The organism is Marinobacter maroccanus (assembly GCF_002933275.1).
Taxonomy (GTDB): Bacteria; Pseudomonadota; Gammaproteobacteria; order Pseudomonadales; family Oleiphilaceae; genus Marinobacter; species Marinobacter maroccanus.
In genome coordinates this window covers 1-14,568 of the sequence record NZ_PSSX01000006.1, presented here as the reverse complement: position 1 = coordinate 14,568, position 14,568 = coordinate 1, and the positions used below count along the sequence as shown (strand labels likewise).

Below are 14,568 nucleotides of genomic sequence, written 5' to 3'. Positions count from 1 at the left end.
TTAGTGCGAACGATTATCGTTTGATTTTAGATTTATATCAATGCCCGGGCTGGAATTTTTGTATAGGCACAAAAAAACCGGCCGGAGCCGGTTTTTCTATTACTGCTTCATCTGCTGCAGATCAGTGAGTCTGCTGCTCTTCGTTTGCCTCACCCGCAGTTTCTTCCTGCTTGCGCTTGAGCGCCTGGGCATAGATGGCATCGAAGTTCACCGGCGCCAACATCAGGGCCGGGAAACTACCCTTATTGACGATGCCGTCAATTGCTTCGCGAGCGTAGGGGAACAGTATGGTCGGGCAGTAGGCGCCGAGCATCTGGCCCAACTGCTGGCCTTCGATGCCCTGCACCAGGAACACGCCGCCCTGCTGGATCTCGACGATGTAAGCCACCTTCTCACCCACTTTTGCGGTGACGGTCAGGGAAAGCACAACCTCATACTGGTTGTCGCTGACCTTGTTGTGGGAGGTGTTCAGATCCAGGTTAACCTGCGGCTTCCACTGCTCCTGAAACACAGTTGGAGAGTTGGGCGACTCGAAAGACAGGTCCTTCACATAGATGCGCTGAAGGGCAAACTGGGGTTGGTTCTGGTTGTCACTGCCTGCTGCGGCTTGCTGATTCTCAGCCATTTTCAGTCCTTTCGTTCTCGATCGTGGGCTCGGGGCCCGTTGTTATGGGATGCTTTAGAGCGTGCTGCCGGGACATTTTACGTTCAGGCCGGGCCGGCTTATGTGAAACAGTGCGGCAGAATGCTCTTCAGATCAAGGGCCGCCCTATTTCTTCACCAACGGAAGATTGCTGGCTTTCCAGTCAGCCACGCCACCGTTCAGGCGAACCACATTGCTGAAGCCTTCCGCGTTCAGCTGCTTTACCGCCATGGCGGAATGCTGGCCCATCTTGTCGGCAACGATGATCTGCTTGTCCTTGAACTTGCTCAGCTCGCCAACGCGGCTCTTCAGGCTGTTCAGAGGAATGTTGATCGAGCCGGTAATCCGCCCCTCACCAAACTCCTTGCGGTCCCGGATGTCGACTACAACGGCTTCATCCTTGTTGATCAGATTGACCGCGCCCTGGGCCGAGATCTTGGCACCGCCACGGCGGGATTCCAGAATAAGGATGGCGACCAGGAATGCCACGAACAGCGACACAAGAATGTAGTGGTTAACGACAAATTCAAACAACCGGTCCATGAACTTACCCTGATAATGAGTTTGGCGGGATTATACACAGCCTGCTCCTCTGACAGAAGGTGACGAAAGTGGCCAGTAAATGCGAAAATAGATAAACTTCATTTTCGTTTTAGTAAACTTACTAACATTTTACTTCCGGACTTAATGATGACTGCAAAGCGCAAGCCGACTGCACTGATTATCCTGGACGGCTGGGGCCACCGCGACCCGGCCGAAGACAACGCCATCAGCAACGCCAGCACCCCGTTCTGGGACCAACTCTGGCAGAACCAGCCCAAGACCCTGATCAACACCTCAGGCATGTTTGTCGGGCTGCCGCAGGGGCAAATGGGTAACTCGGAAGTTGGCCACATGAACCTGGGCGCAGGGCGCGTGGTCTATCAAAGCCTTACTCGTATCGACAAGGATCTCGAAGAAGGCACTTTCCAGAAAAACGAAGTGCTCTGCTCTGCAATCGACAAAGCTGTTCAGAGCGGCCGAGCCGTACATCTCATGGGGCTGATGTCCCCCGGTGGTGTACACAGCCACGAAGACCACATCATTGCTGCTGCCGAACTGGCCGCCGCCCGCGGGGCGAAGGAAGTTTACATTCACGCCTTCCTCGATGGCCGCGATATGCCTCCCCGCAGCGCCAAACCGTCACTGGAGAAGGCAGCAACCAAGCTGAAAAGCCTTGGGGTTGGCCGGGTTGCCTCGATTGTGGGCCGCTACTATGCCATGGATCGCGATAACCGCTGGGACCGCGTGGAAGCCGCCTATAATCTGATGACCCAGGGCACCGCAGAGTTCACCGCAGCCGATCCGGTATCCGGGCTGGAACAGGCTTACGAGCGCGGAGAGAACGACGAGTTCGTAGCGCCAACCCGCATCCACGCCGCGGGGGAGCCGGAAGGCACCATCAACGATGGCGACACGGTGCTGTTCATGAATTTCCGTGCTGACCGCGCCCGGGAAATGACCCGCACCTTCGTGGAGAAAGGCTTCGACGGTTTCGAGCGCAAGAAGCACCCGGAACTGGCCGATTTTGTGATGCTGACCGAGTACGCGGCCGACATAAAAACTTCCTGCGCCTACCCGCCGGAGCAGCTCAGCAACGGCCTTGGCGAGTATATGGCCAAGCAGGGAAAAACCCAGCTGCGCATCGCCGAAACCGAAAAATATGCCCATGTCACCTTCTTTTTCAATGGTGGCCTGGAAACGCCGTTCGACGGTGAAGAGCGGATCCTGGTGCCTTCCCCGAAAGTCGCGACCTACGATCTGCAGCCGGAAATGAGCGCGCCCGAGGTCACCGACAAGCTGGTGGAGGCCATCAAGAGCGGCAAATACGACCTGGTGGTCTGCAACTACGCCAACGGCGATATGGTTGGCCACACCGGCAAGCTGGATGCGGCTATCAAGGCGGCCGAATGCCTGGACGACTGCGTGAAGCGTGTTGTCGAGGCCCTGGATGAAGTCGGCGGAGAAGCACTGATCACTGCCGACCACGGCAACTGCGAACAGATGACCGATCCGAATTCTGGCCAGGTTCACACCGCCCATACGATCGGGCCGGTGCCGCTGGTGTACACGGGCCATCGCAAGGTTGTGCTGAAAGACGACGGCAGCCTGAGTGATGTTGCACCCTCTTTGCTCGCCCTGATGGGACTGGAGCAACCAGAGGAAATGACCGGGCACAGCCTGGTCGAGATCGGCTGATCCGGGAACGGAACCAACCTTTGCGACTTACCGCAATTCTGGCGCTCACCCTCACTCTGGGTGCAGCGCCGGCACTCGCCCAGCAGGAGGTCACCCCGGCCCAGATCGAGGAACTCAAGGAACGCATTGAGGACATCGACGACTGGCTGGAGGATGCCGAAGAAGACCGCTCCGCCCTGGAGCGGCAGCTTGCTGCGACCGAGAAGAACATCAGCCGCCTGACCCGTGAACGCCGCTCCCTGCGCCAGCAGGCGGAGCAACAGCAACAAAGACTCCGGGAACTGGAGCAAGAGACGCAGGAGCTCACCCGCACACTCGACCGCCAGCGAGACAGCCTCAAGAGGCAGATCCGCGCCGCCTGGATGGAAGGGGATGCACCTGCTGTCAAAGTTCTGCTCAATGAAATTGATCCGGACAAGATTGCCCGGACCATGACCTACTACGAATACCTCAGCAAGGACACAGTCACTCGACTGGAGGCATTCAGGCAAAGCCTGCAAGAGCTAAGAAACACTCAGGCTGCAGTGCAGTCGACCAGGGTTGAGCTGGCCAGAACCGAGGAAAGCGTCGCCAAACGCCAACAGGAACTGACAGCCTCCAGGCAGGAGCGCCAGCAGACACTGGCCGCCCTGAATGCCGATATCCGGAACCGTCGCAGCGAACGGGAGGAGCTGGAATCGGATCGCAAACGGCTGGAAAACCTGCTTGAGGAAGTGCAGCAGGCAATCAACAACATCCCCTCACCCAATGAATCCCAGCCATTTGCATCACTGCGCAACAAACTGCCCTGGCCAGTAAAGGGCCAGGTATTGAGCCGCTACGGTGACCGCTACGCCGACGGCAAACTTCGACGCAATGGCCTGCTCATCGCCACCGGGGACGCCGCAGAGATTCGCGCCATTCACTACGGTCGGGTCGTGTTTGCGAACTGGCTTCGGGGGTTTGGCCTGATCACCATCATTGATCACGGCGACGGATACATGACACTGTACGGCCACAGCAGCAGCCTGTTCACCAGCCCCGGAGACTGGGTGGCCGCCGGTGAACCCATTGCCCAGGCGGGCCGAACTGGTGGCACTGATTCCCCGGCCCTGTATTTTGAAGTCCGGCACAATGGCAAGCCCGACAATCCAGGCCGATGGCTGGCAAACTGAGAAGCCCCGGGAGGGCTGACAAACGCCGCGGGTAACGCCATACTGTCCGGAGCCAGGGAATCCAGTCCAACTATCGGAATAAAAACGGGATATCTGAATGAAACGGGTCAGAAGTACACTCCACGCCTTTCCAATACGCAGCATTGCGCTCGCTACCTGTTTCGCAACCGCTTCCGGACTGGCCTGGGCCCAGGATGAAGGCGCCGCCACCGAGCAGCTGTTGGAAGGTATCCAGAACGGCGAACGGGTGGAAATCAACCTGCCCGATCCCGAGAAACAGCTGCCGCTGGAAGACCTCCGGAAGTTCACCGAGGTATTCAGCCGCATAAAAGATGCCTATGTAGAGGAAGTAAGCGATCGCAAACTCCTCGAGAGCGCTATTAAAGGCATGCTGTCAGACCTTGATCCACATTCCACTTATTTGGCCCCCAAAGACTACGAAGAGCTGGAAGAAAGCACCTCCGGCGAGTTCGGCGGGCTGGGCATTGAAGTGGGCATGGAAAACGGCTTCGTTAAAGTGATTGCGCCCATAGACGACACGCCGGCACAGAAGGCGGGCGTTCAGGCCGGCGACCTGATCATCAAGCTTGATGAAAAGCCGGTTAAGGGCATGAGCCTGGAAGAGGCGGTACAGCTTATGCGGGGCAAGCCAGGCTCCATACTGACGCTCACCATTATGCGTGAGGGCGAAAGCGCGCCTATCGAAATCGAAGTCGAGCGCGACATCATTAAAGTGACCAGCGTGAAATCCCGCATGCTGGAAAATGGCTACGGCTATGTCCGCATTACCCAGTTCCAGGCTGATACCGGCTCACAGTTCAAGAATGCCCTTAACGGCCTGGAGGACGAACTGGGCCGGGACCTTGATGGGCTCATCATCGACCTGCGCAACAACCCGGGCGGCGTGCTGCAGGCGGCTGTAGAGACGGCGGATGCCCTGCTCGATGAAGGGCTGATCGTTTATACCGAAGGCCGTATCCAGAGTTCCCGCCTGCGCTTCAGCGCACGGGCCGGCGACATCATGGAAGGCACGCCCATTGTGGTTCTGATCAATGGCGGCTCCGCCTCCGCATCGGAAATCCTGGCCGGCGCCCTCCAGGACCATGAACGGGCCGTGGTAATGGGCACCAAATCCTTCGGCAAGGGCAGTGTTCAGACGGTTATTCCGCTGGATGAGACCCATGCCATCAAGATGACCACCGCGCGCTATTACACGCCGGACGGCCGCTCCATCCAGGCGACCGGAATCAAGCCGGACATCGAAGTGCGCCCTGCTGAGCTGAAAGAACTCGACAGCAAACCCTTCTTTACCGAAGCGGATCTGAGCGGGCATCTTGAAGGCCAGAATGAAGGCCAGCAACAGGAGGATGAAAACAGCGCAGACGGCGAATCCGGCTCCATGGCGAACCGGGATTATCAGTTGCGCTCTGCACTGAACCTGCTTAAAGGCATCCGGATTCTGAACCCGAACAAAAAGGACAAGGCAGAAGGAAGCGATCAGTGAGAGTAATGAGTACTCTGCTGGCCCTGGCATTCTGCATTGCCGCCGGCGCGGTGTCGGCGGAGCCGGCAAGCAAGGCCCTGCCACCAACCATTGCCATCATTATTGATGACATGGGCCACAGCCTGACTGAAGGTGAGCGACTGGCCAATCTGGATCAGCCGCTCACCCTGGCATTCCTGCCCTATCGCCGGCATACGGACAGCCTTGCCCGACTCGCCCACAAGCAGCACAAGGAAATCATGCTGCACGCTCCCATGGCCAACACCCGCAATTACGGCCTCGGGCCGGGTGGCCTGACGCCTGAGATGAACGAGCAGAGCATGGCAACAACGCTGCGCAGGGCACTGCAGTCCATCCCACACGTTCAGGGAGTCAACAACCACATGGGCAGCCTGCTGACCCAGCAGCTGCAGCCCATGGACTGGGTGATGAAGGAGTTGTTTCGCTACCCGGTGTACTTTATCGACAGCCGCACCATCGCCTCATCCGTAGCCGGTGATGTCGCTGCCGCCTATCGTATTCCTACCATGACCCGGGACGTGTTTCTCGACCATGAGCAAACCGAGGAATTTGTGGACCGCCAGTTCAAATTGCTGATCAAGCGCGCCCGGGAAAATGGCAGCGCCATAGGCATCGGCCATCCTCACAAGGTCACCGTGGATTACCTGGAGAAGCACCTGCCAAAACTGGATGAGCAGGGTATCGCCATTGCTACCGTCAGCGGCCTGTGGGCCATGCGCAATGGCAATCGGGAGATGTTTGCGGAGGGAGAAAAGCAGGCCATTCGACCTGCTTTTGCGAAGAAGGATTAATCGCGGACTTCGATTCCCTGAGCCTTCATAAAGGCTTTCGCCTCAGGAATGGTGTGCTGCCCGAAATGAAAGATAGACGCCGCCAGAACTGCATCGGCACCGCCCTGGGTGACGCCATCGGCCAGGTGCTGCAGCTCTCCGACACCGCCGGAGGCAATCACCGGCACAATCACCGCATCGCTGATGGCTTTGGTCAGCCCCAGATCAAAGCCGACCTTGGTGCCGTCCCGGTCCATACTGGTCAGCAGTAACTCACCAGCGCCCATGTCTACCATCTTGCGCGCCCATTCAATGGCGTCAAGCCCTGTAGGCTTGCGGCCACCGTGGGTAAAGATCTCCCAGCGGAGCTCCTCGCCTTCTTCACTAACCCGCTTGGCATCAATGGCCACCACAATGCACTGGCTGCCAAAGCGCTCCGCCGCTTCCCGGACAAACTCCGGATTGAACACGGCTGCGGTGTTGATCGAGACCTTGTCAGCCCCGGCGTTCAGCAGTTTGCGAATGTCATCCACGGTACGAACACCGCCGCCAACCGTTAGCGGAATAAAGACTTCTGCCGCCATCCGCTCCACAGTTTCATAGGTGGTGTCACGGCTTTCATGACTGGCGGTGATATCGAGGAAGGTGATTTCGTCGGCACCCTGCTCATTGTAACGACGAGCCACTTCCACCGGATCGCCGGCATCGCGGATATCAACGAAATTGACGCCCTTCACCACGCGGCCTTTGTCGACATCCAGGCAGGGAATGATGCGTTTTGCCAGAGCCATAGGTCGTCCTTATCCCTTCAAACTGTCGCAGAAGGCCTGGGCTTCCGCCACATCCAGGGTACCCTCATAGATAGCCCGGCCAGTGATGGCACCGAGGATACCCTTGTCCGCCACGGCAGCCAGACGCTTGAGGTCGTCCATGTTGGTGACACCGCCGGAGGCGATAACGGGAATCCCCCCTTCTTCGGCCAGCGCCGCAGTGGCCTCAACGTTTACACCCTGCATCATGCCGTCGCGGCTGATGTCGGTGTAAACAATGGCGTCCACGCCGTCGTTGGCGAACCGTTTGGCGAGATCGGTGGCCATCACTTCAGAGACCTCCGCCCAGCCATCGGTCGCAACGCGGCCGTCTTTGGCGTCAAGGCCAACAATGATGTGGCCCGGGAACTTCTTGCACATCTCGGTCACGAATTCCGGCTCTTTCACCGCCTTGGTGCCAATGATGACCCATTGCACGCCGGCCTTCAGATAGGCCTCGATGGTTTCCGCCGAGCGGATGCCACCGCCGATCTGGATCGGCAGATCCGGGTATTTGCGGGCAATGGCCTGAACGATTTCCCCGTTGACCGGCTCGCCGGCAAAGGCGCCGTTCAGGTCAACCAGGTGCAGGCGGCGGGCGCCGGCTTCCACCCAGCGGGTGGCCATATCGACAGGGTCGTCACCAAACACCGTGGAGTCGTCCATGCGGCCCTGACGAAGGCGTACGCACTTGCCATCTTTCAGATCGATCGCGGGAATTATCAGCATTTTCCAGTCCAGTTCGTAAAATTCTCAAGCAACTGCAAGCCCGCCCGGGCACTTTTCTCCGGGTGGAATTGCACCGCAAAGATATTGTCTCGTGCCACCGCTGCCGCAAGGTCTACACCATAGTGCGTGCGGCCCGCCATATCAGCGTTGCCCTCGGCCTCTGCGTAGTAACTGTGCACGAAGTAGAAACGGTCCCCTTCGGGAATGTTATTCCACAGGGGATGATCAATGGTCTGCTGCACCTGGTTCCAGCCCATGTGAGGCACTTTCAGGCGCTCACCGTTTTCCGTGAGGTGGTCACCGAAATAGCGCACTTCCGAGGGGAACAGGCCGATACAGTCGACGCCGCCGTTTTCCTCACTACGGGACATCAGGGCCTGCATGCCTACGCAGATGCCCAGGAACGGGCGGTCCTGAGAGACCTCACGGACCAGGTCCACTACTCCAAGGCGATGCATTTCTGCCATGCAGTCGCGGATGGCGCCAACGCCGGGGAGGATGACACGGTCTGCTTCACGAATTTTTTCGGCGTTGTCGGTGACCAGTACGGTGGTATCCGGGGCAACGTGCTCTACCGCTTTTTTGGCAGAGTGAAGGTTGCCCATGCCGTAGTCGATTATGGCAACGGTTTTCATGGTTGTTGCGGTGTCCTTGATTGACCGGTCACAAGTGACCGGTTAAAGCGAGCCTTCTGGCGACGAGTCTTTTACAGAGAACCTTTGGTGGACGGCGTAATGCCGGCCATGCGCTCGTCCATTTCGATCGCCATGCGCAGGGCACGGCCAAAGGCCTTGAACACGGTTTCAATCTGGTGGTGGGTGTTCTTGCCCTTCAGATTGTCGATGTGCAGGGTCACCATGGAGTGATTCACGAAGCCGTGGAAGAACTCTTCGAACAGATCAACATCGAAACCGCCCACGGCGCCGCGCGTATACGGCACATCCATCATCAGGCCAGGACGGCCGGACAGATCGATAACCACACGCGAGAGAGCTTCATCCAGCGGCACATAGGCGTGGCCGTACCGACGAATGCCCTTCTTGTCGCCAACGGCCTGCTTGAAGGCCTGGCCAAGGGTAATACCGATGTCTTCCACGGTGTGGTGATCGTCGATGTGCAGATCGCCCCTGGAAACGATGTTCAGATCCACCAGACCATGACGGGCAATCTGGTCCATCATGTGCTCCAGAAAGGGCACGCCGGTGTCGAAACTGGATTTGCCGGTGCCGTCGAGATCAATCTCAACGGTGATCTGGGTTTCTAGGGTATTTCTTTCTACCCGAGCCTTACGTTCGGCCATGGGGACTCCGTGACAATTGAGCGGCATATCGCCGGAAAAATTCTATCCGGCGATTATACCTTTTATGTCCGCTGGAGTCCCACAACCGGTTTAATCGCTACGATAGCGAAGCGCGGGTGAACGGCAAGCAAGGCTTGGTCAGAAGGCCTTCTTGAGATTGTTCATGTAAGTATCCACGAGGCTGTTGAACTCATGCTTGATGACCGGGCTGATAGCCAGTTTGAGCAGGCTGGGCAGGGGCACAGTCAACTCGGCGCTGGTCTGGAATTTTACGGCAGTGGCATTGTCACCCCTGGATTTGATGGTCCAGGAACCGCTCACAACACCATTACCCTCGCCTTTCACCGGCTCCCAGGTAATCCGCCCGGCGTCCTTATCCGAATGGTACTTGCAGGCATAAACCGACTGGATTGCGTGTTTGTCGACGCCGACTTTTTCCATTTCCCAGCGGTAGGCGTTTTCGCCCAGATCCGTCAGTTTGTGAACTTTGGGAAAATGACTGGCAGAACGTGGCACATCCGCCAGCAGATCAAAGACTTCATCATAGCCTCCCGGAATCTCAAGTTCCCGGTTCAGCTCAATCGAAACGGTAATAGCCACGGCCAACTCCTTCTTGTGTTTATAGGTATCAATGTAGTCGGAATTTTAAGGGGGTGTATTTTGGCCCAACACTACCGCATTGTCATACTCCGCGCTGTTAATTTGTTAACCCTGCGTTATCCTTTGGGTCATTGGCGTCAGTATTCGCCTCGAATACTGCAAGCTCCCAACTTTAGGAAGGAAGCCTGAAATATGAAAGCCGTCCGTTATGTGCTGATTGCCGTCGTTGCACTGGTCGTTCTTGCTGTGGCCGCCGTTGCCATCGCCATGGCCGTGATCAACCCCAACGACTACAAGCCTCAAATTGAACAGGCCGTCGAAGATGCAACGAATCTGGATCTGATTCTGGAAGGCGACATTGGCTGGTCTTTTATTCCGCTTGGTCTTGAGCTGAATTCCGTAGAAGCCACTTTGGAAGGGGATCGTTTTGTGGCCCTGGAGCAGTTGGTTGCCCAGATCGATTTCTGGTCGCTTATTGCCATGTCGCCAAGGGTAAACACCTTCGTGCTGGACGGCCTGGACGCCCGCCTCGAAGTTGACGAACAGGGTAACGGCAACTGGACCCGAATCATGCCCGAGAAGCCAGCCGGAGCGGCAACGGAAGAAACTGCCGGCACCCAGGATGAGCAGGCACAGGAAGACGGGGGAGCCGGCAGCGAACCTCTGAACTTCAACGTTGAAAACGTTCAGATCAGCAATGCCCAGGTGCACTACACCGATAAGAGCACCGGCCAGTCGGTTACGCTGGAGAACTTTACCGTTAACGCCAGCAACATCACCCTGGGCTCCGAATTCCCGCTGGAGATCGGATTCCGGGTTGCCACCACCCAACCTACCTTTGAAGTGGATGGCAGCATTAGCGCGCGCCTTGCTGCCAACGAGGCGCTCAACGAGTTCGCCGTATCCGGTCTGAATGCCGTGTTCGACATGACCGGCGAACCATTTGGAAGCAAAAAGGTGACGGCTGAACTTGGCGGCTCGGCCAGGGCAAACCTGGAAAACGAAACCGCCAATCTGAGCGGCTTTACCGCCAGCCTGGCCAATCTGAAACTCTCTACCGATCTGAATGTCACTGGTTTCGGCGACAAGCCAACCCTGAGTGGCGAATTGTCCATCGCCGAGTTCTCACTGAAGGATCTGCTGAACAACCTCGGCCAGCCCGCGGTGGAAACCAGCGATCCGGACGTGCTGAAAGCTATCGCGTTCTCTACTGGCATTGGCGGCCCGGCCGGAAAGGTGGAGCTTACCGACCTGACCATCAAACTGGATGACACCACTTTCAATGGCTCCGGCAGCTACAACCTGGCCGACTCAGGCATCGTCTTCAATCTGCAGGGCGACCAGTTGAATGCCGACCGGTACCTGCCACCTCAGGCAGAGGGAGAAGCCGAGGAGGCACCCGCATCCCAGGAAACCGCTGCAGCCGGACCGGAGGGCGATCTGCTGCCCCTGGAGACCATTCGCAGCCTGTTGCTGGATATTGATCTGGGCCTCGGCCAGCTGATCGTCAGCAACCTGACCATCAACGAAATCAAAGCCAGCACAACGGCAAAAAACGGCCTTCTGAAAATTGACGAGTTCAGCGGCAAACTCTATGAAGGCAGCTTTGGCGCCAACGTGACCATCGACGCCCGCAGCGATAATCCGAAATGGACCGTGGGTTCAGACGTCACCAACGTACAGACCCTGCCCCTGCTCACCGATCTGGCGGAGGTGGAGATGCTCGCCGGCGGCGCCAACCTAAAGGTGAACGCCACCACCACCGGCAACCGCATCTCGGCCTTGCGCAGCAATGCCGACGGCCAGATCAGCTTCAACCTGGCGAAGGGCGAGTTCCGCCAGATGAACCTGACCCGCATGGCCTGCCAGGGCATCGCTCTGGTCAACCAGGAGGATCTGACAACCACAGACTGGGGCACCAGCACACCGTTCAACGACATGCGTGGCACCCTCGACATCAATGGCAACACCCTGAACAACACCGATCTGGTGGCAGCACTGGCCGGGATGCGCCTTGAGGGCAATGGCACCGTCGATTTGGCCCAAAGCCAGCTGGACTACGAAGTTGGCCTGAAGATCGTCGGGGAAATCCACAGGGACAACGCCTGCCGTGTTACCGAATACGTGAAGAATGCGGTTATTCCTGTGGAGTGCCGCGGCAACTTCGCCGAAGATCCCGCTGGCCTTTGTTCCTTTGACGGCTCCCGCTTCCGCGACACCCTTCAAGCCATGGCAAAAAATGCCGCCAAGGCAAAAGTTGACGAAAAAGTGGACGAGGCCAAGGCAAAAGCCGAAGAGAAAGCGAAAGAGAAGCTACAGGACAAAGTCGGCGACAAGCTGAAGGGCCTGTTCAACTGATGCCCGACCGTTTCGCCGACAAATTGCTGCAATGGTACGACAGCCACGGCCGGCACGACCTGCCGTGGCACCACAACCGAAACGCCTACCGGGTATGGGTTTCGGAAATCATGTTGCAGCAGACCCAGGTAACCACCGTTATCCCCTATTATGAGGCGTTCATGGAACGCTTTCCCGACGTCCATGCCCTGGCCGAAGCCCCCGTGGATGATGTACTCAGCCACTGGTCTGGCCTTGGTTACTACGCCCGGGCCCGCAACCTGCAGAAAGCCGCGCAAACGGTGGTTCGCGACTTTGATGGTGAATTTCCACAGACCCAGGAGGAGCTTGAAACCCTGACCGGAATCGGCCGCTCCACGGCCGCCGCCATACTGGCCCAGGCCTTCGGCATTCGCGCCGCCATACTGGACGGCAACGTGAAACGTGTGCTGGCCCGCTACCATGCCATCCCCGGCTGGCCCGGACAGAACGCCGTTCTCAATCAGCTCTGGCAACGGGCCGAGGAGCATACACCGGGACAACGGGTGCGCGACTACACCCAGGGCATTATGGATCTGGGCGCCATGGTGTGTACCCGCAGCCGGCCGGCCTGTGACAGCTGCCCGCTGCAAGAGGGCTGCAAGGCCTACGCCCAGGGTGAAACATCACTCTACCCCGGCTCCAAACCGAAAAAGGCCAAGCCGGAAAAAACCACCTGGATGGTAATCCTCGAGGACTGCGAGGGACGCATCCTGCTGGAACGTCGACCGCCCAGTGGCATCTGGGGCGGCCTCTGGAGCCTGCCGGAACTTGACCCGGCCTACGGCGCCGATGAGCTTCAGGAAGCCTGCGAACAGAGCCTGGGGCTGGATTGCGGAGAGCCGGAGCTGATCAGCGGCTTCCGACATACCTTCTCCCATTACCATCTGCACATACAGCCGGCCCGTCTGAACGTCACTGGTGGCACCAACACCGTTGCAGACAGGGATCATCTGAAATGGCTGCACCGCCATGAAGCCCTGAACCTTGGTCTGCCGGCGCCGATCCGGTCGCTGCTTACCGAACCGGAGCAAGCCGCCCTGCTTTGATGATCCGGTCCGGGAGCGCCTTCAGCCGCAACGATCTGTTATCATCACCGCCAGCAACATTTGCCAACAGGAGCCACCATGAGCCGTACCGTTTTCTGCCGCAAATACCAGAAAGAACTGGAAGGCCTGGACTTCCCGCCTATGCCCGGCGCCAAGGGCCAGGACATTTTCGAAAATATTTCGAAGCAGGCCTGGGAAGAATGGCAGGCCCAGCAGACCATGCTGATCAACGAAAAACACCTGAGCCTGATGGACCCGAACACCCGCAAGTACCTGCAGGCGCAGATGGAACACTTCTTCAACAACGAACCGTTCGACAAGGCCGAGGGCTACGTTCCACCGGAACAATAACCCCGGATTGATCAAAGCCTGAGCATGCCTGAAAAGATTCAGAAATTTTTCCGGCTCAGCCTTGACTCAAAACAGCGAAACCGGTTTAATAGCGCCCCGTTGCACAGCAGTAGCGCAACATGCCCGGATAGCTCAGTTGGTAGAGCAGGGGATTGAAAATCCCCGTGTCGGTGGTTCGATTCCGCCTCCGGGCACCAAGATTCAACGACTTAGCCCGCCTTGTGCGGGCTTTGTTGTTTCTGGTGTCCACGAACTGTCCACCGAGGAAAACCCCTCAACCACGAAAAGTGATTCAGAGGGCAAAGAAATGCGATACCCCTTCTCAAGGTTTGCCAACAAGACCCTGTCTCCCATGCCCTGGAACAAGATATCGCCATCCTTGAGGTAGCAATGGTTATCGACATACTTGAGATCAAATGCATCACCAAGTAAAGGGCAATACTTTTTCTCAACGAAAACATCCTGGTCAAGCGACATCACACCAGCTTGCTTCATAGTCGCAAAGAGAAACGCATCCGGCCCTCCCCAAACAACTAATGCAGAAAAAACACCCAGAATTAACCCACCGAAAAGACTGTAACTTGAAACCGGACTGGTGAACCCAGACAAACTGTCATTCCCGTCGAAGTGTACAACCTCACTTTTCAGCATCACGGAATGAACGATTAAGAGCGAAGCCAAAACCGAAACAACAACACCTAGTGCTAACTGAAGTGAGACCTCAACAAACCCAAGCACAAGGAAAAACGGAATTGAGGAAGCCCCTAACACAGGAAATATCCTAAGATCGGTAGACTCGATTGTCCGATAAAGGTGAGAACACTGATAACTCAACGAAGACGAGGATAGCCTCGTTGTACCACGTAAAATGAGCGTCAATGGCACAGCACCTAAGCAAAAGTGTAGTGGTTCAATGATTCCGGACACCAACGTAGGTGGTAATATCGCCACCATAAACGAGGTGTCTGATGACCAGAAAGCGACGTTCTTTTTCTCCTGAGTTCAAACAGGAAGCAGCCAGCCT

General features: G+C 57.2%; 15 protein-coding genes and 1 tRNA gene. 8 read left to right on the top strand and 8 right to left on the bottom strand.

Translation table 11 applies throughout. The features are described from left to right. Positions 1-121: 121 nt before the first annotated feature. On the bottom strand, positions 122-625 hold the full coding sequence (gene secB / locus KEHDKFFH_RS08775) for a protein-export chaperone SecB (protein WP_104321575.1): 504 nt from the start codon (positions 623-625) through the stop codon (positions 122-124). Positions 626-769: 144 nt separating this feature from the next. Further along, positions 770-1,186 carry a rhodanese-like domain-containing protein gene (locus KEHDKFFH_RS08770; RefSeq protein WP_008169323.1) on the bottom strand — a complete coding sequence of 139 codons (417 nt, stop codon included), beginning with the start codon at positions 1,184-1,186 and terminating at the stop codon, positions 770-772. Positions 1,187-1,333: 147 nt separating this feature from the next. Here KEHDKFFH_RS08770 and gpmM point away from each other — a divergent pair, with 147 nt between their 5' ends. The 4 genes from gpmM to KEHDKFFH_RS08750 all read left to right on the top strand — a co-directional run bounded on the left by gpmM (position 1,334) and on the right by KEHDKFFH_RS08750 (position 6,351). Beyond that, positions 1,334-2,881, top strand: a complete 1,548-nt coding sequence (gpmM, locus tag KEHDKFFH_RS08765; protein ID WP_104321574.1) for a 2,3-bisphosphoglycerate-independent phosphoglycerate mutase — start codon at positions 1,334-1,336, stop codon at positions 2,879-2,881. Between the two features lie 20 nt (positions 2,882-2,901). Further along, positions 2,902-4,035, top strand: a complete 1,134-nt coding sequence (locus tag KEHDKFFH_RS08760; protein WP_104321573.1) for a murein hydrolase activator EnvC family protein — start codon at positions 2,902-2,904, stop codon at positions 4,033-4,035. A gap of 97 nt (positions 4,036-4,132) precedes the next feature. Next, entirely contained in the window at positions 4,133-5,539 is a 1,407-nt protein-coding gene (locus tag KEHDKFFH_RS08755) for a S41 family peptidase (protein ID WP_104321572.1), read from the top strand. Continuing rightward, positions 5,536-6,351, top strand: a complete 816-nt coding sequence (locus KEHDKFFH_RS08750; protein WP_104321571.1) for a divergent polysaccharide deacetylase family protein — start codon at positions 5,536-5,538, stop codon at positions 6,349-6,351. Before KEHDKFFH_RS08755 ends, KEHDKFFH_RS08750 begins: the two co-directional genes overlap by 4 nt. Here KEHDKFFH_RS08750 and hisF read toward each other — a convergent pair. From hisF to KEHDKFFH_RS08725, 5 genes are all read right to left on the bottom strand, one after another. Continuing rightward, positions 6,348-7,121 carry an imidazole glycerol phosphate synthase subunit HisF gene (gene hisF / locus KEHDKFFH_RS08745; protein WP_104321570.1) on the bottom strand — a complete coding sequence of 258 codons (774 nt, stop codon included), beginning with the start codon at positions 7,119-7,121 and terminating at the stop codon, positions 6,348-6,350. The two genes, KEHDKFFH_RS08750 and hisF, sit on opposite strands and share 4 nt — an antisense overlap. A 9-nt stretch (positions 7,122-7,130) precedes the next feature. Beyond that, positions 7,131-7,868 (bottom strand): 1-(5-phosphoribosyl)-5-[(5-phosphoribosylamino)methylideneamino]imidazole-4-carboxamide isomerase, encoded by a 738-nt coding sequence (gene hisA, locus KEHDKFFH_RS08740; protein WP_104321569.1) that lies wholly within the window; start codon positions 7,866-7,868, stop codon positions 7,131-7,133. After that, positions 7,862-8,503 carry an imidazole glycerol phosphate synthase subunit HisH gene (hisH, locus tag KEHDKFFH_RS08735; RefSeq protein ID WP_104321568.1) on the bottom strand — a complete coding sequence of 214 codons (642 nt, stop codon included), beginning with the start codon at positions 8,501-8,503 and terminating at the stop codon, positions 7,862-7,864. Before hisH ends, hisA begins: the two co-directional genes overlap by 7 nt. Positions 8,504-8,574: 71 nt before the next feature. Further along, the gene (gene hisB / locus KEHDKFFH_RS08730) at positions 8,575-9,168 is read right to left on the bottom strand and encodes an imidazoleglycerol-phosphate dehydratase HisB (RefSeq protein ID WP_014578250.1); all 594 of its coding nucleotides are present in this window, start codon (positions 9,166-9,168) and stop codon (positions 8,575-8,577) included. Between the two features lie 138 nt (positions 9,169-9,306). Then, positions 9,307-9,768, bottom strand: a complete 462-nt coding sequence (locus KEHDKFFH_RS08725; RefSeq protein ID WP_104321567.1) for an SRPBCC family protein — start codon at positions 9,766-9,768, stop codon at positions 9,307-9,309. Between the two features lie 192 nt (positions 9,769-9,960). On the opposite strand from KEHDKFFH_RS08725, the gene KEHDKFFH_RS08720 reads away from it, so the two are divergent. The 4 genes from KEHDKFFH_RS08720 to KEHDKFFH_RS08705 all read left to right on the top strand — a co-directional run bounded on the left by KEHDKFFH_RS08720 (position 9,961) and on the right by KEHDKFFH_RS08705 (position 13,741). Beyond that, positions 9,961-12,126, top strand: a complete 2,166-nt coding sequence (locus KEHDKFFH_RS08720) for an AsmA family protein (RefSeq protein ID WP_104321566.1) — start codon at positions 9,961-9,963, stop codon at positions 12,124-12,126. Further along, on the top strand, positions 12,126-13,193 hold the full coding sequence (gene mutY / locus KEHDKFFH_RS08715; protein ID WP_104321565.1) for an A/G-specific adenine glycosylase: 1,068 nt from the start codon (positions 12,126-12,128) through the stop codon (positions 13,191-13,193). Before KEHDKFFH_RS08720 ends, mutY begins: the two co-directional genes overlap by 1 nt. A 78-nt stretch (positions 13,194-13,271) precedes the next feature. Continuing rightward, positions 13,272-13,544, top strand: a complete 273-nt coding sequence (locus KEHDKFFH_RS08710; protein ID WP_008169302.1) for an oxidative damage protection protein — start codon at positions 13,272-13,274, stop codon at positions 13,542-13,544. Between the two features lie 121 nt (positions 13,545-13,665). After that, a tRNA-Phe gene (locus KEHDKFFH_RS08705) sits at positions 13,666-13,741 on the top strand. A 4-nt stretch (positions 13,742-13,745) separates the two neighbouring features. Here KEHDKFFH_RS08705 and KEHDKFFH_RS08700 read toward each other — a convergent pair. Then, positions 13,746-14,315 carry a hypothetical protein gene (locus tag KEHDKFFH_RS08700; protein WP_104321564.1) on the bottom strand — a complete coding sequence of 190 codons (570 nt, stop codon included), beginning with the start codon at positions 14,313-14,315 and terminating at the stop codon, positions 13,746-13,748. Positions 14,316-14,568 lie beyond the last annotated feature (253 nt).

Coding starts and splice junctions, on each gene's coding strand:
- secB (WP_104321575.1), bottom strand. CDS start 625: ATGGCTGAGAATCAGCAAGCCGCAGCAGGCAGTGACAACCAGAACCAA.
- KEHDKFFH_RS08770 (WP_008169323.1), bottom strand. CDS start 1,186: ATGGACCGGTTGTTTGAATTTGTCGTTAACCACTACATTCTTGTGTCG.
- gpmM (WP_104321574.1), top strand. CDS start 1,334: ATGACTGCAAAGCGCAAGCCGACTGCACTGATTATCCTGGACGGCTGG.
- KEHDKFFH_RS08755 (WP_104321572.1), top strand. CDS start 4,133: ATGAAACGGGTCAGAAGTACACTCCACGCCTTTCCAATACGCAGCATT.
- hisF (WP_104321570.1), bottom strand. CDS start 7,121: ATGGCTCTGGCAAAACGCATCATTCCCTGCCTGGATGTCGACAAAGGC.
- hisA (WP_104321569.1), bottom strand. CDS start 7,868: ATGCTGATAATTCCCGCGATCGATCTGAAAGATGGCAAGTGCGTACGC.
- hisH (WP_104321568.1), bottom strand. CDS start 8,503: ATGAAAACCGTTGCCATAATCGACTACGGCATGGGCAACCTTCACTCT.
- hisB (WP_014578250.1), bottom strand. CDS start 9,168: ATGGCCGAACGTAAGGCTCGGGTAGAAAGAAATACCCTAGAAACCCAG.
- KEHDKFFH_RS08720 (WP_104321566.1), top strand. CDS start 9,961: ATGAAAGCCGTCCGTTATGTGCTGATTGCCGTCGTTGCACTGGTCGTT.
- mutY (WP_104321565.1), top strand. CDS start 12,126: ATGCCCGACCGTTTCGCCGACAAATTGCTGCAATGGTACGACAGCCAC.
- KEHDKFFH_RS08710 (WP_008169302.1), top strand. CDS start 13,272: ATGAGCCGTACCGTTTTCTGCCGCAAATACCAGAAAGAACTGGAAGGC.